Consider the following 17611-nt stretch of genomic DNA (forward strand, 5'->3'; position numbering starts at 1 on the left):
CCGCCGCGTCCGGCGGGTGAACGTTCGCTGAACGGATGCCCCGCCGGGTCGCCGTCACGTTCGAGGCACCGTGTTCAGGGCAAGGCATCGGATTCGGTGCCTGCGACTGAACACGGTTCCTCGAACGGGAACTCGACGGCCGGCTACTCGACGGTGGCGACGGCCTGCTTGCGCAGCTTGCGCCGCTCGCGCGCGCCCTCGACCAGGTGGTAGAGGGTCGGCAGCACGATGAGCGTGAGCAGCGTCGACGACACGAGGCCGCCGATCACGACGAGCGCGAGCGGCTGCGAGATGAAGCCCGAGTGCCCGGTGATGCCGAGCGCCATGGGCAGCAGCGCGAAGATCGTCGCGAGCGCGGTCATCAGGATTGGGCGCAGACGACGGGATGCTCCGTGCAGCAGCGCATCGCGCACGGTCATGCCGCGATCGCGGTACTGGTTGACCAGGTCGACCAGCACGATCGCGTTCGTCACGACGATGCCGATGAGCATCAGCACGCCGACGAGGGATGCGACGCCGAGCGGGATGCCCGTGACCACCTGCAGCGCGATCGCGCCGGTCGCCGCGAACGGCACCGAGACGAGCAGCAGCAACGGCTGCAGCAGCGAGCGGAACGTCGCGACCATCACGATGTAGACGATGAGGATCGCCGCGAGCAGCGCGAGTCCGAGCTGCGAGAACGCGTCGCCCTGGTCGGCGGTGACGCCGCCGAGCGACGCCGAGGTGCCGGCGGGCAGGTCGGCCTCGGCGACCGCGGCGGTGACCGCGGCGTTGGCGGTGCCGAGGTCGTCGCCCGCGGGGGTCGCGGTGACGGTCGCGCTGCGCAGCCCTTGCACGGTGGTGACCGTCGCCGGGCCGTCGACGACGCCGACGGTCGCGAGCGAGTCGAGCCGAACCGGGCCGGTCCTGGTCGGGATCTCGAGGGCGCTGAGCTCGTCGACCGTGGTCGGCGGGTTGTCTGCGGCGAGGTAGATGGTCAGCGTCTTCTCGTCGATGACGACCGAACCGGCGGTCTGCGGCTGCATCGCGGCCGACACGTATCCGCCGAGCGCGACCTCGCTGAATCCGGCCGCCGCGGCGGCGGTGCGGTCGACCTCGACGGCGATGTACGGGCGGGCCTCGGCGAGGTTCGACGTCACCTGGCTGAGCGCGTCGGAGCCCCGCAGCTCGTCGACGACGGCGTCGGTCGCGGCCTGCAGGTCCTCGGCGTTCGAGGCGGTGATGTCGACCTCGATGTCGTTCGAGGCGCCGAACCCGCTCGATGCGGCGAGCGTGATCTCGCCGGCGTCGTCGATGTCGGCGAGCTCGTCGCGCACCTCGGCCTGCAGTGCGTCCTGGTCGGCCGACTCGTCTGTCGTGACCGAGTAGGTGACGGTTGCACTGCCGCCGCCGAACACGGCCGCGAGGCCGCGCCCGCCCGATCCGATCGAGGTCTGCACGGTCTCGATGCCCTCGGTGTCGAGCAGCACCTGCTCGACCTGCTGCGAGGCGGCGTCCATCGCGTCGAGGCTGGTGCCGACGGGCAGCTCCTGCGTGACCTGGAACGTGTTCTGCCCCGACGAGCCGAGGAAGTTCGTCTTCATGAACGGCACCAGCGCGAGGGTGCCGCCGAGCACGAGCACGGCGATGAGCAGCGTCGAGACGCTGTGCTTGAGCGTCCACTCGATGATCGGCAGGTAGCCGCGCTGCAGGCGCGAGGGGTGCTCGAGCTCGTCGGCGGGCGGCTGCGGATCGCGCGCTGAACCGGTCGAAGCACGGCCCGCTTCCACCGCCCCGGATGCCCCGGTGGTCGGCTCCGTCTCGTCGACGAACGCCGCCGCGGCCGCAGCAGCTGCGGCTTCCGGCCCCTGAGCCGGTCGAAGGGTCGCGGGCTTCAGGAACCAGTACGCGAGCACCGGCACGATGGTGAGCGACACCAGCAGGGACGCGAGCAGCGCGATCGTGACGGTGAGCGAGAACGGTCGGAACAGCTCGCCCGTCACGCCCTCGACGAGCGCGATCGGCAGGAACACCGCGACGGTGGTGATGGTCGACGCGGTGATCGCGCCGGCCACTTCGCGCACCGCGTGCACGATGGTCGACGACTTGTCGACGCCGGCGACGAGGTGCCGCTTGATGTTCTCGATGACCACGATCGAGTCGTCGACGACGCGTCCGATGGCGATGGTGAGCGCGCCGAGCGTGAGGATGTTCAGCGTGTAGTCGGCGACCTGCAGGCCGATGAACGTGATGAGCACCGACGTCGGGATCGAGATCGCGGTGACGATGGTCGCCCGCACCGACAGCAGGAACAGCAGGATCACGATGACCGCGAACGCGAGGCCGAGCAGGCCCTCGGTCGCGAGCGACTCGATCGACTGCTCGATGTAGGGCGCCTGGTCGAACACGACGGTGAAGGTCGCGCCCGAGTTCGTGGTGTCGAGCGACGACTCGAGGTCGGGCAGCAGGTCCTTGACGGCGTTCGACACCTCGACGGTGTTCGCGCTCGGCAGCTTCGTGACCGAGATCGTGAGGGCGGGCTCGCCGTCGACGCGCGAGACGCTCGTCACGGGGTTGTCGGTGAGTTCGACGGTCGCGACATCCGCGATGGTGAGCGCGACCGGCACGGTCGCGGCCGCTGCGCCGGGGAGCTGAGCGGATGCCTCGCCACCGAAGCCGCCCGTCGCGTCGCCGCCGCCCGTCGCGTCGCCGCCGCCTGTCGCGTCGCCGTCGGTCGTCGCGTCACCGGCGGGCGGTGCCGCGGGCGCGGTGCCGCCGAGCACGGGCAGCCCGGCGATGTCGTCGATGCTGCCGAGCTTGGTGCCGGTCTGCACGGCGAAGGTCGTGTCGTCCTCGGTGATGGTGCCGGCCGGAACGAGCAGGCCGTTCTGCGACAGCGCGTCGCGGATGGCCTGCTGCGTGAGGCCGTAGGACGCGAGCTTCGCCTGGTCGGGCGTGATGGTGACGCGCTGGCCGACGTCGCCGACGAGGGTCGCCTCGCGCACGCCGTCGATGTCGTTGATCTCGCCGAGGGTGGTGCGGCTGATCTCGTCGGAGAGGGCGCTGACGTCGTCGGCGCCGGTGACGGCGACCGCGATGACCGGCAGGTCGCTGAGCGAGAGCGCGATGACCTGCGGGTCGACGTCGTCGGGCAGCTGGCCCGAGATGCGGTTCACCGCCGACAGCAGCTTCTGCTCGGCGAAGGCGAGGTCGGTGCCGTAGGTGAAGCTCGCCGTCACTCGCGAGACGCCCGTCGAGCTGGTCGTGGACGTCGACTCGAGCCCCGTGATGCCCTGGATCGCGGTCTCGATGGGCGTGGAGACATCCGTGTTCACGATGTCGGGGGACGCACCCGGGTAGGCCGTCACGATCGACAGCTGCGGGAACTCGATCGACGGCGCGAGCTCCTGCTTCAGGCTGGTGAGCGAGATGCCCCCGAAGATCGCCACCACGACCGTCACGAGCGCGATGAGGGCGCGGTTCTTCATGGACAGCTTCGCCAGCAGATGCATGGGGTCGATTCTCGCAGTCGTCAGGTCACGGCCCGCTGTGAATGGTTGATGAATGACAACGGATGCCTCGGGAGGCATCGCGTGTCGAGAGTCTTGCCGCTCAGGACGCGGGCAGGCTGTGCCAGGTATCGAAGGCGACGGATGCCGCGCCTTCGGCATCACCCTGCTCGCACAGGCGGATCAGCGTCTCGTGGCGACCGACCGAGTCGGCGCCGCCGAGCGTGGTGAACCGCATCCGCTCCGCGCGCCGCACGACCGGCGTGAACTGATCGAGCACCGTCGCGAGCGCGCGATTGCCGCCGACCGCGACGGGCACGGCGTGCAGGTCGTCGTCGGCACGGAGCGCCGCGTCGACGTCGCCGGCCTCGATCGCCGCCGCGAACCGGGCGTTCGCTTCGCGCATCGCCGTCAGGTCATCGGAGGTGAGGCTCCGTGCCGCCTCGCGCACGGCGAGCTCGTGCATCGCGGCGACCACGTCGCGCGCGTCGCGCGCGGTGCGCAGGTCGAGCGTGCTCACGGTCGTCGACCGCCCGGGCTGAGCGACGACGAGCCCCGCCTGCGCGAGCCGGAGCAGCGCCTCGCGCACCGGCGTGCGACTGACGCCGAGCCAGGCGGCGAGGTCACCGTCTTTGAGCTGCTCACCCGGCTCGAGTGTGCCGTCGATGATCGCATCGCGAAGCCGCACGAAGACGTCGTCGCGCAGCAGGGTGCGATCGACGGGTGGGACGTGCGCTGGGATCGGCATGCAATATATCTCGCACACCTGGGCGGCGACGTCAACCGAGCACCCGGGCAAGCGGGCATCTCCACATCCGCACGCCAATCGTCCCGAATCCGAATCGCTCGAATTGATATGCAATATATTGCGAGCAATGTTCGTTACACCCATCGAGCCCGGAGCACTCCCGCTCCCGCTCGGCCCCGATGGGAACCCGTCGGGACGAATCGAAAGGAAACTCCGATGACCACGAACACCGCGAAGCCGACCGTCGTGCTGGTGCACGGCGCGTTCGCCGACTCGTCGAGCTGGAACGGCGTGATCGAGCGCCTGCACCGCAACGGCTACCCCGTGATCGCCGTCGCCAACCCGCTGCGCGGACTGCAGCCCGACGCGGCCTACCTGCGAAGCGTGCTCGAGAGCGTCGACGGGCCGATCGTGCTCGCCGGGCACTCGTACGGCGGCAGCGTCCTCAGCGAGGCCGTCGACGGCACGGCAGATGTGCGCGCCCTCGTCTTCATCGCCAGCTTCCAGCTCGATGTCGGCGAGAGCACCGGCGAGCTGGCGGCGAAGTTCCCGGGCGGCGAGCTCGGGCCGGCGCTGCGCGAGGTGCCGGTCCCCACCGCCGACGGCACGGGCACCGACCTCTCCATCGAGCAGGACGAGTTCCGTCGCGTCTTCGCCGCCGATGTGCCCGAGCAGACGACCGCGCTCATGGCCGCGACCCAGCGGCCCATCACCGCGAACGCGCTTTCGGATGCCGTGACGAACGCCGGATGGAAGCACGTCGAGTCGTGGAGCCTCGTGACCCTCGAGGACCTCGCGATCCCCGCCGACTCGATGCGGTTCATGTCCGAGCGGGCGAACTCGCACACCGTCGAGATCCACGCCTCGCACGGCGTGACCGTCTCGCAGCCCGAGGCCGTCGCCGACCTGATCGACGAGGCCGCACGCACGACCGTGCCGGCCGCGTCGGAGCTGGCGGTGGCTGGATGACGGCGCCATCACCGATTCGGACTCAGCCCACCGGCAGCGGCTCCGCCCCGCGATCCTTCGACGTCGGGATCGTCGGCGGCGGGGCCGCCGGCCTGAGCGCGGCCCTGATGCTGGGCCGTGCTCGGCGCTCGGTCGTCGTGATCGATTCGGGGCGGCCGCGCAACCGGTTCGCACCGCATATGCACGGCGTGCTCGGACACGACGGCAGGCCGCCGCTGGAACTGCTCGCGCGCGGCCGAGCCGAGGCCCGGGGGTACGGCGTCGAGTTCGCCGAGGGCGAGGTGTCGGCGGTCGAGCGCGTCGCGGGGGGATTCCTGCTGCGCGGCGCGCACGAGGTGCTCGTGCGCCGGGTCGTGGTCGCCACCGGGCTGGTCGACGAGCTGCCCGCCATCCCCGGCCTCGAGGCCATGTGGGGAACGAGTGCGGTCGCGTGCCCGTACTGCGACGGCTGGGAGGTGCGCGATCGGCCGCTCGGCGTGATCGCGACGTCGCCGATGAGCCGCAACCAGGCGCAGCTGCTCCGGCAGTGGACCGAAGACCTGACCGTCTTCGGGGCCGTCGAGGCGGGGATCCCCAAGGCCGAGCTGCGGGCGTTCGCGATGCGAGGCATCCGTGTCGCTCCGCCCGCGACCGAGGTGAGCGGACGCCTCGGCGCGGTCAGCGTATCCACCGCCGAGGGCGAGCACCGCGTCGATCGACTGTTCGTCGGCGCACGCCCGCGGCCGGTCGACGCCCTCCTGTCGCACCTCGGCTGCGACACCCAGCAGACGCCCATGGGCACGGTCGTCGCCACCGACGACTCGGGGCGGACCAGCGTCAAGGGCGTGTGGGCGGTCGGGAACGTCGCCGACCTGAAGGCGCTCGTCCCGATGGCCCTCGGCGCCGGAGTCCACGCCGCAACCCAGATCAACATCTCCCTCCTCGAGGAGGAGATCGCCCGAGCGCTCGCGTCGGACGCGAGCAGAGAGGACTGACCATGCACACCGGCAGCGCATCATCCACCCACCCGGTGGTGGCCGCCGCGATCGAGGCGCTCGACGCCCACGATGCCGAGGCCCTCGCCGCGCTCTTCGTCGCCGACGGCTGCGTCGACGACGCGAACGAGACGCACGAGGGCCGGTCGGCGATCCGCCGCTGGTTCGAGGCGACGCCGGCCACCCGCATCGAGCTGCTGCACGAGGAGTCCTACGGCTCCGAGGTCGAGCTCATCGCGAAGGCCCACGGCGACTACCCGCAGAGCCCGCTGTCGTTCCGCTACGGCTTCGAGCTCGAGGGCAACCGCATCGCGAGCCTGAAGATCTCGCTCATCTGAGTCGGCGCGCGCGTCAGCGCCGGTCGAGGAGTGCTTCGCGAAGCGCTCCTCGACCGGCGAGCTGCGTGGCTGCTAGGCGGCCTGCCGGCGGCGGCGCGTGCCCACGACCGCGGCCGCACCGCCGGCCGCGAGGACGAGGCCGGCGAGCCCGAGCGCCCAGCCGAACTCGACGCCCGTGCTGGCGAGATCGCCGCTCGCCCCGGTTGCGCTTCCGACGGGTGCCGCGGCCGCCGTCACGGTGAGCGCGGCCGACACCTCGGTGCCGTCGGGCAGGATCGCGACGAGCGTGTGCGCGCCCGCCGGGGTCGCGGCCGGGATGGTCGCGGTGAACGACAGCGTGCCGTCGGCAGCGGCCGTCGCAGCACCGAGTGCGACCGGCTCGCTGCGCAGTTCGAAGCGAACGGATGCCCCGGGCTCGAAGCCCGTGCCCGAGACCACCACGGTGCCGCCGGCGACGACGGTCGACGCGCCGAGCGTGATCGACGGGCCGTCGGGCTGACCCGGCTCCTCGCCGCCCGGCTCCTCCCCACCGGGCTCCTCGCCGGTGCCGCCGCCGAACACCGCGTCGGCGTCGCCCAGCCGCAGGAACACCGTCTCGCCCGTGGCATCCGCCAGTCCGTCGTTGTCGGTGACCGCGTAGAGCTGTCCGTCGGCGGCGATGGCGAAGCCCTCGAGCTTCTCCTGCGTCCAGCCATGGGTCGCGCGCAGCGCGGGCAGCACGTCGATCGCGGTGCGCTTCTCGAGGATCGGCAGCGTGCCGCCGGCCGCGAGCGAGGCATCCGTCGCCCCCGCGCCCGCGGGGAGGTCGACCGTGGTGACGCGCTTGACGGCCGCAGCCGGCCCGTTCAGCTTGTCGCGCTCGATGAGCGCGAACGTGTCGTCGTCGATCGCGGTGATCTCCGAGAGGCCGAGCCAGTCGCCCGCGACCGAGGTGTGCTCGAGGCGGTACCCGTACCAGCTCCACTCGCCGCCGGCCAGGTCGTACCGGCCGATGCGGGTCACGTCATCGCCGTCGACCGTGCCGGCCGCGGCGTTCGCCGGGTCGGTCCAGAGCGGGCGCTGGATCGCGACCCAGAGCTGCGCGTCAGCGCCCGACCCGGTGACGGTGACGCCTTCGAGGCCCCACTTGCCGATGTGCGCGGTGACGTCGGCCGGCAGGTCGACCCGCCGGTCGATGAGGCCCAGGCCGTCGGTGTGCACGAGCTGGTTCGCGGCCCCGGTCGCCCCCTCGAGCGCGAGCCAGAACCCGCCGTCGCCGTCGACCGCGAGGCCCTCGATGTCGAGCGCGACGGATGCGCCCTGCTCGTCCGAGATGCGGATGGCGCGGTCGACGACCGCCGGCGTGCGGCTCACGTCGATCGAGTACACCGTGCTCGGCGCGACGGCGACGTCGCTCGCGGCCCAGACGTGCGTGGCGTCGGTCGGGTTGCCGGCCAGCGCGCCGAGCGCCTGCCAGCCGATCGGCGCACCGTCGGCGCTCGACGCGTCGACGCCCGAGACGATGCTCGGCTGCGCGATGGTGCCGGCGGGCGCCTCACCGAACACGTACACGTTGACCGATGCGCGCACGTTGACCGACGAGTCATCCGTCTCGCTCGACACGACCAGCAGGTCGCGGCCGGGCACGGGCAGGATGCCCTCGGGCCCGTTCGTCGAGAACAGCACCTGCACGAACGCGGGCGCCGCCGGGTCGCTCACGTCGTAGACCGCGATGAAGTTGCTGCGCTCGCTCGCGACGAACGCGTACGGCGTGCCGTCGAACTCGGCGACCGCCAGCCCCTCGGGCTCGCTGCCCTTCTTCGCGGCGCGGTCGTTGTTCGCGAGGCCGTGCTGCACGGCGAGGCGCTCGAACGTGTTGCCCGCGTCCCAGACGACATCGCCGTCGGCGGCGTCGAACACCGTCCAGCCGCGGGTGCCGCCCTTCCAGTCGCCCTCGTTCGCGGTGGCGAGCCGGTCGTCGCCGATCCAGGCGATCGCGTCGGGTTCGCGCGGCGTCGCCGGGATCGACCCGGTGAGGTCGATCCGCGCGTCCTTCTTCACGTCGATGCCCGACACGGCGACCGAGCCCGCCGAGAACGCGCGGGTCACCTCGCGGGTGGCGAGGTCGATGATCGCGATGCCGTTGTTCTCCTGCAGCGTCACCGCGAGCTCGTTGCGCGAGTTGATCGCGACGTACTCGGGCTCGGGGTCTTCGGGGGTGTCGAGGCCGGCCGCGGCGATCACGTCGATCGGCGTGCCGTCGTCGTTCAGGAACGAGACCGCGTCGAGCGTCCACGTCGCCGGGTCGGCCGGGTCGCTGCCGTCGCCGCCGAGCCCCAGCACCTGCACGAACCCGCCGGGCAGCTGCGGCAGGTCGCCCTCGTCGCCGCCCTCGGGCGCGAGCTCCTCGTCGCGCTGGTTCTCGATCGCGATGGCGGCGTACGCGCCGTCCTTCGAGATGGCGATCGAGTCGGGCTGACCGCCCAGGTCGATCGAGCGCACCACGGTGCGGTCGCTCGCGCGCAGCACGTCGAGTCGGCCCTTCGGCGCGGTGAACTCGCCGCCGGTCTCGTCGATGACGACGAGCACGAAGTCGCCGTACGCCGCGACCGAGGTGGGCTGATCGTCGGCGTGGCCGAGTTCGGCGAGCTCGACGGTGCCGGCGCCGACCGGGTTCGACGGGTCGGTCACGTCGACGAACCCGATGCGCTTGCCGAGCGCGTCGGTGTAGACGACCGTGCCGTCGTCGGTGATGGTCGAGATCTCGGCGACGGTCGCCTCGGCCGGGTCGACCCCGTCGGGCACGTTCTGGAACACCGGGTAGGTGGCGGTTCGGGCGAAGGGCGCGACGGATGCCTCGGGCTCGCCGTCGGCTGCGAGCGCCGGCGCTGCGGCCGCGCCGGCCGCTCCGGCCGCGATGATCGAGGCCACGGCGAGCGCGGCGATGGACAGGGGACGTGACATGGGCACACTCCGATACGGGGGCGGTTGCGGGTCACGCCCACGCTGGCGAGCGCACGCGACGCTCGGATGTCACGTCGGTGAACGGATGCGTCCTCGAAGATGAACGGATGCCGCGGTGCCCGATGGCACGGGCTCCCGCGTCACACCACCTCGGCCAGCAGCCCGGGCTCGGCCGTCGCCGGTACCGATCCGAGCGACTGCCAGGCAGCGGCGAGCCCGCGCACCGAGGCATCCACCTGGTCGGGGGTCAGGCAGATCGGCAGCCGCAGGAACCGCTCGAACGCCCCGTCGATGCCGAACCGGGGGCCGGCCGCGACGACGAGCCGTTGCGTGCGCGCCGCGAGCGCGAGCTGCGAGCTCACCGGCGCACCGAGCTGCACCCAGGTCGCGATGCCGCCGTCGACGTGCGGCACGTGCCACTCGGGGATCGACTCGGCGAGCGCCGCCTCGAGCCGGTCGCGGCCGACGCGCAGCTGCTCGCGGCGATGCTCGAGCACCTCGTCCATGCGTTCGACGAGCCGCGCCGCCATGAGCTGCTCGAGGATCGGGGTGCCCAGGTCGCCGGGCGCGCGCGCGGCGACGAGCCGGCGGATCAGCGGCCGCTCGGCGCGGATCCACCCGATGCGCAGCCCGCCCCACACGGTCTTGCCGAGCGAGCCGATGAGCACGGCCGGGCCGTACGCGGCGAACGGCAGCGGCGGATCGCTGCGGTCGATGTCGAGCTCGGCGGTGGTCTCGTCGGCGATGACGAGGGTCCCCTGCCGTGCCGCGGCGTCGAGCACGAGCTCGCGCGCGCCGGCCGGCATGGTGCGCCCGGTCGGGTTCTGGAAGTCGGGCATGAGGTACGCGATCGTCGGGTTGGCGTACCCGAACGCGCGGCCGAGCGCGGCGGCCTCGTCGTCGGCCTCGCCCGATTCCTGCGGCTGCACCGGCACTGGCACGAGCCGGGCGCCCGCCATGCGCAGCGCCTCGTATGCGTGCGGATACGTCGGCGCTTCGATCACGGCGCGGTCGCCCCGACCGACCACGGTGCGGGCGATGAGCGCGATGGCGTGCTGCGCGCCGATGGTCACCATGATCTGCTCGGGCGAGGTCGGCAGCCCGCGCGCGGTGTACCGGTCGGCGAGGGCGGCGCGCAGTTCGGGCAGGCCGATGGGGTCGAATCCCGAGTCGCCGAGCTGGCGCGGCAGGTCGTCGGCGGCGGCGCGCGCGATCTCGCCGAGCCACGGCAGTGCCGGCGGTGCGGCCTTCGAGAGGTCGAGGTATTCGGCCGAGGGCGGGGCCGGCAGGAACGTGGGCGCCCCCGGCAACCGCGCGACGCTGCCCGAGCCGCGCACGCTGTGCAGGTACCCCTGCTCGCGCAGCAGCCGGTAGGCGTTCGTCACGGTGGTGCGGCTGAGGTCGAGGCGGTCGGCGAGGTCGCGCTCGGCGGGCAGCCGGGTCTCGACGGGGATGCGCCCGTCGAGCACGAGCAGCCGCAGCCGTTCGGCGAGCGCCCGGTAGGCGCTCGCCGGGTCGGCGCCGCGCCAGTCGCCGAGCAGGGTGTCGAGGGCGCGGGCGGTCAGAGTCGACTGAGCCATGCGAGCCACTTTAGGAGAATTGGCCTGTTGCTGAAAGGCCAATCTTCGAATTGGATGTCTCTCATGCGCCGCCTTCCGTCGTTCCGCGATCCCGCCCCGATCCTGACCCGCCGTCTCGTGCAGCTCTTCGTCGGCCTGTTCCTGTACGGCATCGGCATCGCGCTGATCGTGCGCGGCGAGCTCGGCGCCTCGCCGTGGGACGTGCTCACCCAGGGCATCGCGAAGCAGACCGGACTCAGCTTCGGGGCCATCACGGTGATCGTGAGCGGCATCGTGCTGCTGCTGTGGATCCCGATCCGGCAGATGCCCGGCTTCGGCACCCTGATGAACGCACTGCTGGTCGGCCCGTCGGCCGACGTCGGCCTGTGGCTCATCCCGCCGCACCTCGACGTGTGGGTGCGAGCGCTGCTGCTGCCCGCGGGCATCGTGGTGCTCGCGATCGCCACCGGGCTCTACATCGGCGCCCAGTTCGGCCCCGGCCCGCGCGACGGGCTCATGACGGGTCTGCACCGGCGCACCGGCCTGAAGATCTGGATCGTGCGCACGGCGATCGAGGTGACCGTGCTCGCGATCGGCTGGATGCTCGGCGGCATCGTCGGCATCGGCACGGTGCTCTTCGCCGCGACGATCGGCCCGCTCTGCGGGTGGACCATCCCCCGCTTCACGATCAAGCGAGCGGATGCCTCGCGGCCGGCGCCGCGACGGCGCATCCAGCCCTCCGCGGCCCCGGGCGTCGAGTAGCCGCTAGAGGTTCGCCTCGGCGTACACCCGCAGTGCATCGCGCACGAACGTCGCCCCGGCCTCGCCGCCGTAGTTCGCCGCGAACCGCTCGTCGGCGACGTACATCTCGCCGAGCCCGACCACGTACCCCTTCAGGTCGCCGCCCGGCATCGCGGCCGGGGTGCCCGGGATGCCCCGCAGCCACTCGACGTGCCGTGCGGCGAGCGCCTGCGCGGTCTCGCTGTCGGGCGCGACGCTCGACTCGGCGGCGGCGATCCAGTCGCGCCCGAGCGCCTCCGCCCCGGCCTTCCACTCGCGCTGCCCGTCGGCGCCGAGCCCGCGCCACCAGCGGTCGCTGCGCGCATACGCGTCGGCGCCCCAGCGCTGCTCGACCTCCTCGCGATACTGCGTGTGGTCGAACCCGTCGAACATCTCATGAGCCATGATCTGCTCATCTCCTTCCAGTGCGTGCATGGTCTTCTCGACCGACGCGATCTGCCGCGCCAGCCGCTCGCGCTCCTGCCGCAGCCACTCCAGGTGCCCGGCGAGCGCCCGCACCTCCGACCGCTGCCCGTCGAGCACGTCGGCGATCGCGGGCAGGCCCAGGCCGAGGTCGCGCAGCAGCAGGATGCGCTGCAGTCGCACGAGCGCGGCCCGGTCGTAGTAGCGGTAGCCGTTCGCGCCGACGCGGCTCGGCGGCAGCAGGCCGAGGTCGTCGTAGTGCCGCAGGGTGCGGCTCGTCGTGCCCGCGAGGCGGGCGACCTCCTGTATCGACCAGTCCATGCCCTCACGGTAGAGGTTGACGTTGCGTCAAGGTCAAGGCGGAGCATCCGATTCGTGCTTGCATCTGCGCAAGTCGCGATATATCGTGTTCACCAGAAACGCGATATATCGCGACTCATCCAGATCTGAGGAGCACCTCCATGACCATCGAGAAGTGGGTCATCGCACCCGGCGATTCCCGGGTGATCGACCTCGAGCTCGTCCGCAAGCTCAAGGTGAGCCTGATCGGCGGCAAGCTCGACCTCATCGCCCACGACGAGCCGGGCGCACGCGTCGAGATCTCGGGTGTGACCGGCAAGGAGATCTCGGTCTCGATCGACGGCGACGCCCTCGAGATCGACCACCCGCAGCTGCGGTGGGACAACTTCATCGACGTCTTCAAGCAGTGGCGCGGCAACGCGCGGGCCGAGGTCTCGATCCTCGCCCCCCGCCACGTGCTGCTGAAGCTCGGCATCGTGTCGGGCGACGCGCTCGTCTCGGGGTTCGACGGCGACGCCAAGTTCAACACCGTCTCGGGCGACGTCGTGGTCGACAACCACGTCGGCGACATCGAACTGTCGACCGTGTCGGGCGAGGTCTCGGCGGGCAACCACACCGGCCGCGTCACGGCGCACTCGGTGTCGGGCGACGTCATCGTCTCGGGCGACATCGTCGGATTCAACGCCGACACCGTCTCAGGCGCCCTCATCGTCGACGCCCACGGCACGCCGTCGCGCATCGACACCAACTCGGTCACCGGCAACCTGACAGTGCGGTTCGCGCCCGGTTCGGGCGCCCGCTACCGGGTCAACACCGTGAGCGGCACCGTGCTGATCGACGACACCGAGTTCAAGGGCATGCTCGGCAAGGGCTTCGAGCGCACCACCGGCGAACTGGCGGGCCGCTGGCTCGACCTCGGGGCGAACAGCGTGTCGGGCGACATCTCGGTCATGCGCCGCGAGCCGGCGCAGCAGGCCACGGATGCCACGACCGCCGCCGAGGGCGACGCATGACCCCGCCCGTCTTCGCCCACGGCAGCCTGCGGCTCTACCTGCTGGCACTGCTCGACGAGCACCCCCGGCACGGATACGAGCTCATCCAGGCGCTCAGCGACCGGTTCGGCGGCACGTACTCGCCGAGCGCCGGCACCATCTACCCCCGTCTCTCGAAGCTCGAAGAGGAGGGGCTCGTCAGCAAGCTCGCCGACGGCCGCAAGACCGTCTACGAGATCACCCCGGCCGGCCGCGCCGAACTCGACGCGCGCCGCAGCGAACTCGACGCCATCGAAGACGAGGTCACCGACTCGGTGCGCCGACTCGCCGCCGGCGTGCGCGCCGAGGTCGACGACGCGATGCGGTCGCTGCGCGCCGAACTCGCCAGCGCGGCCCGCGAGGCCAAGCGCGCGGCGAAGCGGGGCGCCGCGACGCCCGCGGGCGCCGGCAGCGCGGGCACCACCTCGTCGCCCGTCGACTCCGGGCGCGCGGTGCACGAGGCCGACCTGCTGCTGAACGAGTTCCGTCAGCGGGTGCGCACCGATGTGCGCACCGCCGTGAGCCGCGGCCGGGGCGCCGACGAGGCGGTCGCCCTGCTGCGCCGCCGCCTCGACGAGGTGCGCGCCGAGGTGCAGCAGCTCATCGGGCGCTGAGCACCGAGCCGGCGGCCCAAGCGGTCTCCCGCTCGACGGCCGGGGCGCCGCTCGGGCGGGCCGCGGCCCGGACCGGGGCGCCGCTGGGCCGGGCCGCCGCTCGTGCCGGGCCGCCGCCGGGAAGGATCAGAGCATCGCCATGATCTGGCGCGCGATCATGCGGCCGGCACGGGCGGCGCCCACCGTCGACGCCTGCGGCCCGTAGCCGGCGAGGAACACCCGTGGATCGCTCCACGCGGCACCCTGCCCGACCGTCACACCGCCCGACTTCTCGCGCAGCCGCAGCGGGGCGAGGTGCCGCAGCTCGGGGCGGAACCCCGTGGCCCAGATGATCGCATCGGCCCGCGCCGTCGACCCGTCGGCGAACACGACGTGATCGGCCTCGATGCGCTCGAACATGGGGCGTGCGACGAGCAGCCCGCGCTCGATGCCCGCGGCGATGCGTCGGCTCTTCGGCACGCCCGTGCCGCTGACCACCGACGGCAGGGCGCGACCCGACCGGGCGGCCTCGTCCTGCTTCGCGACCGCGGCCGACGCGCCTTCGAGGTCGAGCTCCTGCCGGTCGAGCCAGTCGATCGGGCGTCGGCTCACCCAGCTGAGCCCGGCCGCGACGTGCTCGAGTTCGAGCATGAACCCGATCGCCGAGGTGCCGCCGCCGACGATCACGACGTGCTGGTCGCGGAAGTCCTCGGCGTCGACGTAGTCGGAGGTGTGCAGGTGCCGGCCGCGGAAGTCGGTCATGCCGGGGTAGTAGGGCACGAACGGCGACCCCCACGTGCCGGTCGCGTTCACCACGAAGCTCGCGCGCAGCTGGCTGGTCGGCACGACCGGTCGCCCCGGCTGTTCGAACGTGCGGCGGCGCCGGCCGAAGAAGCCGCGCACCCGCTGCTCTTCGACGGGCTGGGGCGAGAGGTCCTCGTACTCCACGAGCAGGTCGGCGCCCTCGTTCGAGACCCGCCGCACCCCGACGGGCCGGTGCACGTTCAGCTGGAAGTGCTCCTCGAATCGCCCGTAGTAGTCGGCGACGACCTCGCGCGCGGGCAGCGAACGGTCGGCGGTGTCGAACGAGAGGCCGAGTTCGGCCATTCCGGGCAGGTCGTTCACACGGTGCGCGGTGCCGAGCTTCAGCGCGGACCATCGGTGCTGCCACGCCCCGCCCGGCCCCGGCGCACGATCGAGGACCACGAAATCCTCGTCGGCGACCAGCTCGAACCGTCGCAGGTAGAAGGCGACCGACAGGCCGGCCTGGCCGGCTCCGATCACCGCGACTCTCACGCGTTCGGGCACGGACATCACCCCACCATCCCATCACGTCCGGCTGGGTGCGCGCAGTGCATGCCGACCCCGCGACGGCGCGCGACGAGACCGCCGCCGACGGGCCGGGGCCACGGGCCGTGAGTGCTAAACTCCCCTGAGGGAAAACAGTTTCTATCAGTGCGAGCCGAGTGATGATCATTCCACTCGGCCTGAAGTCGTAAGGGGGTCACGCATGGGGCGCGGCCGTCAGAAAGCCAAGCACACGAAGGTGGCTCGTGAGCTGAAGTACTTCAGCCCCGAGACCGATTACAGTGCGCTTGAGCGCGAGCTCACCAACTCGCAGCACGATCACTACGACGACGAAGCGTCGAAGTGGTCGGAGTATGCCGAGGACGACTCGTACGTCCCCGGAGACAGCCCCCAGCGCTGACGTCGCCCGAAAGGGCAGCTCCGCATGGCCGTTCATCGGCTCAGCTTCGGTTGCAGCGTGCCACGCTGAAGCCGAGAGTGCAGTCATGGAACGACCGCGCCTCGAGCGTCGCCCTGAGCGACCCGTCGGACCGGGGCGCGTCTCGGCTCCCGCGTCGCCGATTCCGGCCGCTCAGACCAGCCGGACGGTGCCGTTCGGCGCCGTCACACCGGCCCTGATCGCGCAGTTGCAGGCGACGGCCGGGAACGCATCGGTGGTCGCGATGCCGGTCGTGCAACGCCAGCCGGTCGAGCAGCAGATCATCGACGCCCTCGACAAGGCCGACCCGGTCGCGGGTGTCGGCGATTTCCCGACAGCGTTCCGACTTCTGAACGGGCTGTCGATGCCCGACCTGCTCAACACGCTGTTCCGCCTCTCCGGAAGCGGGCGCACCGAACTGCTGCGGGCGAACCTCGATCGCGCCACCGGAGTGAACCTGCCCCGGTTGCGTCTCGCCTTCGACGCGCACACGCACAAGCGCTCGGGTGCGCCGGCGGCCGCCTTCCTCACGCGACATCCCGATGCATCCGCGACCGTGCCGCTCGACCAGCTGAACGACATCGGCAGATTCCTCGACCCCGCCTGGGCGCCGCTCGTCCCGTTGGAGCTCATCCCGTCGCTGTCCGACGAAGAACTCGGCAGCGAGTACGCCCGCGCCCTCGACGGCGACCCCCGGCGCCTCACCCTCGTCGAGGACGAGCTCGGTCGTCGCGCCGGCGGCATCGGCGGCTGGGGGATGACCGCGTTCGGCAGCCCTCCGGCGGCGGGCACCGCCGGCGAGACCGCGGTGACCCCCGAGGTCGCGGTGAAGATCCTCGAGAACTACTCGAAGGGCGAACCGCCCTTCCGTCCCGAGCTCGGCAAGGGCGGCGCCTCGTGGTTCGTCACCGAGGGCAACCCGTACGTCGGGATCGGAAGCGACAAGACCGTGAACGTCTCGGCGCAGCTCGGTCCGACCAAAGGCAGCCTCACCTTCCACGAGGCCGATCTGCTCGAGATCTTCACTGCGGAACGCGAGGCGACGAAGGTCGAAGCCGAGGCCGAGTTCCGTCGGCGCCACCGCATTCCGCCCGAGAAGCCGCTCTCGTCACGGCTCCTGAAGCAGCTCGAGCGCACGAACGGATTCCGTGACAAGTTCGCGGAGGCCAGGATGTGGGATCGCGTCGGGCAGCGGGTCGCAGCATCCTCATCGAAGGTCGGCGAAGTGGTGCTGCAGAACAGCCGGTTCTCCACGTCGGGCAACGGCAAGTTCCTCGTGGTCGCCGACCCCGCGAAGATCAAGCTCCGGGGCGGCCCTCAGGCGGTCATCGCGCAACTCGAGGCCCAGGGCCTGAAAGCGGAGCCCGTGCTCGTCGAGGCCGCCGAAGCCGCCGCCTCCTCACTGAAGTGGGCCGGGCGGGTGCGCACCGTGCTGCGCGTCGGCGGGCGCGTGATGATCGTGGTGGCCGTCGCGGCCGACATCATCAAGATCTACTACGCGCAAGACCGCCAGAAGGCGGTGTTCGAGTCCGTCGGCGGGTGGGCGGGCGCCACCGCGGGCGCCGCCGCGTTCTCGGCGATGTGGGCGCCGGCCGACGTGGCGGGCCCGTGGGCGTGGGCGGCTCACGGAGCGGGTGCGCTGGTGGCCGGCGGCATCGGATACTGGGTCGGAGCGGAGATCACGCGCACGGTGTACGAACTCGTGATCGAGCAGTGACACCGGGATCGCCAACCGACGC

General features: G+C 71.7%; 14 protein-coding genes. 8 read left to right on the forward strand and 6 right to left on the reverse strand.

The window, feature by feature from the left end; translation table 11 throughout:
* Window positions 1-143 precede the first annotated feature (143 nt).
* Both MTO99_RS12390 and MTO99_RS12395 read right to left on the reverse strand, forming a co-directional pair.
* Window positions 144-3491, reverse strand: a complete 3348-nt coding sequence (locus MTO99_RS12390; protein ID WP_243553951.1) for an efflux RND transporter permease subunit — start codon at window positions 3489-3491, stop codon at window positions 144-146.
* A 100-nt stretch (window positions 3492-3591) separates the two neighbouring features.
* A complete protein-coding gene (locus MTO99_RS12395) occupies window positions 3592-4236 on the reverse strand; it encodes a GntR family transcriptional regulator (RefSeq protein WP_243559082.1) in 645 nt (214 codons plus the stop codon).
* A gap of 216 nt (window positions 4237-4452) precedes the next feature.
* Between MTO99_RS12395 and MTO99_RS12400 the strand changes: the two genes are divergently transcribed.
* Genes MTO99_RS12400 through MTO99_RS12410 form a run of 3 tightly spaced genes read left to right on the forward strand, consistent with a single transcriptional unit; the run spans window position 4453 to window position 6517 of the window.
* Window positions 4453-5205 carry an alpha/beta fold hydrolase gene (locus MTO99_RS12400; RefSeq protein ID WP_243553952.1) on the forward strand — a complete coding sequence of 251 codons (753 nt, stop codon included), beginning with the start codon at window positions 4453-4455 and terminating at the stop codon, window positions 5203-5205.
* The gene (locus tag MTO99_RS12405) at window positions 5202-6179 is read left to right on the forward strand and encodes an NAD(P)/FAD-dependent oxidoreductase (protein ID WP_256461012.1); all 978 of its coding nucleotides are present in this window, start codon (window positions 5202-5204) and stop codon (window positions 6177-6179) included. Before MTO99_RS12400 ends, MTO99_RS12405 begins: the two co-directional genes overlap by 4 nt.
* A 2-nt stretch (window positions 6180-6181) precedes the next feature.
* Window positions 6182-6517, forward strand: coding sequence for a nuclear transport factor 2 family protein (locus tag MTO99_RS12410; RefSeq protein WP_243553954.1), 336 nt, complete (start codon window positions 6182-6184; stop codon window positions 6515-6517).
* A 72-nt stretch (window positions 6518-6589) separates the two neighbouring features.
* On the opposite strand, the gene MTO99_RS12415 is transcribed toward MTO99_RS12410, so the two are convergent.
* Window positions 6590-9460, reverse strand: coding sequence for an esterase-like activity of phytase family protein (locus MTO99_RS12415; RefSeq protein WP_243553955.1), 2871 nt, complete (start codon window positions 9458-9460; stop codon window positions 6590-6592).
* A gap of 140 nt (window positions 9461-9600) precedes the next feature.
* Window positions 9601-11040, reverse strand: coding sequence for a MocR-like transcription factor YczR (gene yczR / locus MTO99_RS12420; protein WP_243553956.1), 1440 nt, complete (start codon window positions 11038-11040; stop codon window positions 9601-9603).
* A gap of 63 nt (window positions 11041-11103) precedes the next feature.
* Between yczR and yczE the strand changes: the two genes are divergently transcribed.
* Window positions 11104-11781: a membrane protein YczE gene (gene yczE, locus MTO99_RS12425; RefSeq protein WP_243553957.1), complete on the forward strand. Its 678-nt coding sequence runs from the start codon at window positions 11104-11106 to the stop codon at window positions 11779-11781.
* 3 nt (window positions 11782-11784) lie between these two features.
* On the opposite strand, the gene MTO99_RS12430 is transcribed toward yczE, so the two are convergent.
* On the reverse strand, window positions 11785-12543 hold the full coding sequence (locus tag MTO99_RS12430) for a MerR family transcriptional regulator (RefSeq protein ID WP_243553958.1): 759 nt from the start codon (window positions 12541-12543) through the stop codon (window positions 11785-11787).
* 140 nt (window positions 12544-12683) lie between these two features.
* Between MTO99_RS12430 and MTO99_RS12435 the strand changes: the two genes are divergently transcribed.
* Window positions 12684-13535, forward strand: coding sequence for a DUF4097 family beta strand repeat-containing protein (locus MTO99_RS12435; protein ID WP_243553959.1), 852 nt, complete (start codon window positions 12684-12686; stop codon window positions 13533-13535).
* A complete protein-coding gene (locus tag MTO99_RS12440) occupies window positions 13532-14167 on the forward strand; it encodes a PadR family transcriptional regulator (RefSeq protein ID WP_243553960.1) in 636 nt (211 codons plus the stop codon). The genes MTO99_RS12435 and MTO99_RS12440 overlap by 4 nt, the downstream gene beginning before the upstream one ends.
* Window positions 14168-14293: 126 nt before the next feature.
* Here the strand turns inward: MTO99_RS12440 and MTO99_RS12445 are convergent, their stop codons facing one another.
* Window positions 14294-15460 carry an NAD(P)-binding domain-containing protein gene (locus tag MTO99_RS12445; RefSeq protein ID WP_243553961.1) on the reverse strand — a complete coding sequence of 389 codons (1167 nt, stop codon included), beginning with the start codon at window positions 15458-15460 and terminating at the stop codon, window positions 14294-14296.
* Window positions 15461-15656: 196 nt separating this feature from the next.
* On the opposite strand from MTO99_RS12445, the gene MTO99_RS12450 reads away from it, so the two are divergent.
* Together MTO99_RS12450 and MTO99_RS12455 are read left to right on the forward strand one after the other, a co-directional pair.
* Window positions 15657-15854: a DUF3073 domain-containing protein gene (locus MTO99_RS12450; RefSeq protein ID WP_149160823.1), complete on the forward strand. Its 198-nt coding sequence runs from the start codon at window positions 15657-15659 to the stop codon at window positions 15852-15854.
* A gap of 85 nt (window positions 15855-15939) precedes the next feature.
* Complete coding sequence (locus tag MTO99_RS12455) at window positions 15940-17589, forward strand: hypothetical protein (protein ID WP_243553962.1); 1650 nt, start codon at window positions 15940-15942, stop codon at window positions 17587-17589.
* Window positions 17590-17611: the final 22 nt, after the last annotated feature.

It is taken from the genome of Agromyces larvae (genome assembly GCF_022811705.1).
Classification (GTDB): domain Bacteria; phylum Actinomycetota; class Actinomycetes; order Actinomycetales; family Microbacteriaceae; genus Agromyces; species Agromyces larvae.

What these genes read in the sequence shown, in the direction of transcription:
- MTO99_RS12390 (WP_243553951.1), bottom strand. Translation starts at nt 3,491, where the DNA reads ATGCATCTGCTGGCGAAGCTGTCCATGAAGAACCGCGCCCTCATCGCG.
- MTO99_RS12455 (WP_243553962.1), top strand. Translation starts at nt 15,940, where the DNA reads ATGGAACGACCGCGCCTCGAGCGTCGCCCTGAGCGACCCGTCGGACCG.
- MTO99_RS12450 (WP_149160823.1), top strand. Translation starts at nt 15,657, where the DNA reads ATGGGGCGCGGCCGTCAGAAAGCCAAGCACACGAAGGTGGCTCGTGAG.
- yczE (WP_243553957.1), top strand. Translation starts at nt 11,104, where the DNA reads ATGCGCCGCCTTCCGTCGTTCCGCGATCCCGCCCCGATCCTGACCCGC.
- yczR (WP_243553956.1), bottom strand. Translation starts at nt 11,040, where the DNA reads ATGGCTCAGTCGACTCTGACCGCCCGCGCCCTCGACACCCTGCTCGGC.
- MTO99_RS12440 (WP_243553960.1), top strand. Translation starts at nt 13,532, where the DNA reads ATGACCCCGCCCGTCTTCGCCCACGGCAGCCTGCGGCTCTACCTGCTG.
- MTO99_RS12410 (WP_243553954.1), top strand. Translation starts at nt 6,182, where the DNA reads ATGCACACCGGCAGCGCATCATCCACCCACCCGGTGGTGGCCGCCGCG.
- MTO99_RS12430 (WP_243553958.1), bottom strand. Translation starts at nt 12,543, where the DNA reads ATGGACTGGTCGATACAGGAGGTCGCCCGCCTCGCGGGCACGACGAGC.
- MTO99_RS12445 (WP_243553961.1), bottom strand. Translation starts at nt 15,460, where the DNA reads ATGTCCGTGCCCGAACGCGTGAGAGTCGCGGTGATCGGAGCCGGCCAG.
- MTO99_RS12395 (WP_243559082.1), bottom strand. Translation starts at nt 4,236, where the DNA reads ATGCCGATCCCAGCGCACGTCCCACCCGTCGATCGCACCCTGCTGCGC.
- MTO99_RS12435 (WP_243553959.1), top strand. Translation starts at nt 12,684, where the DNA reads ATGACCATCGAGAAGTGGGTCATCGCACCCGGCGATTCCCGGGTGATC.
- MTO99_RS12405 (WP_256461012.1), top strand. Translation starts at nt 5,202, where the DNA reads ATGACGGCGCCATCACCGATTCGGACTCAGCCCACCGGCAGCGGCTCC.
- MTO99_RS12400 (WP_243553952.1), top strand. Translation starts at nt 4,453, where the DNA reads ATGACCACGAACACCGCGAAGCCGACCGTCGTGCTGGTGCACGGCGCG.
- MTO99_RS12415 (WP_243553955.1), bottom strand. Translation starts at nt 9,460, where the DNA reads ATGTCACGTCCCCTGTCCATCGCCGCGCTCGCCGTGGCCTCGATCATC.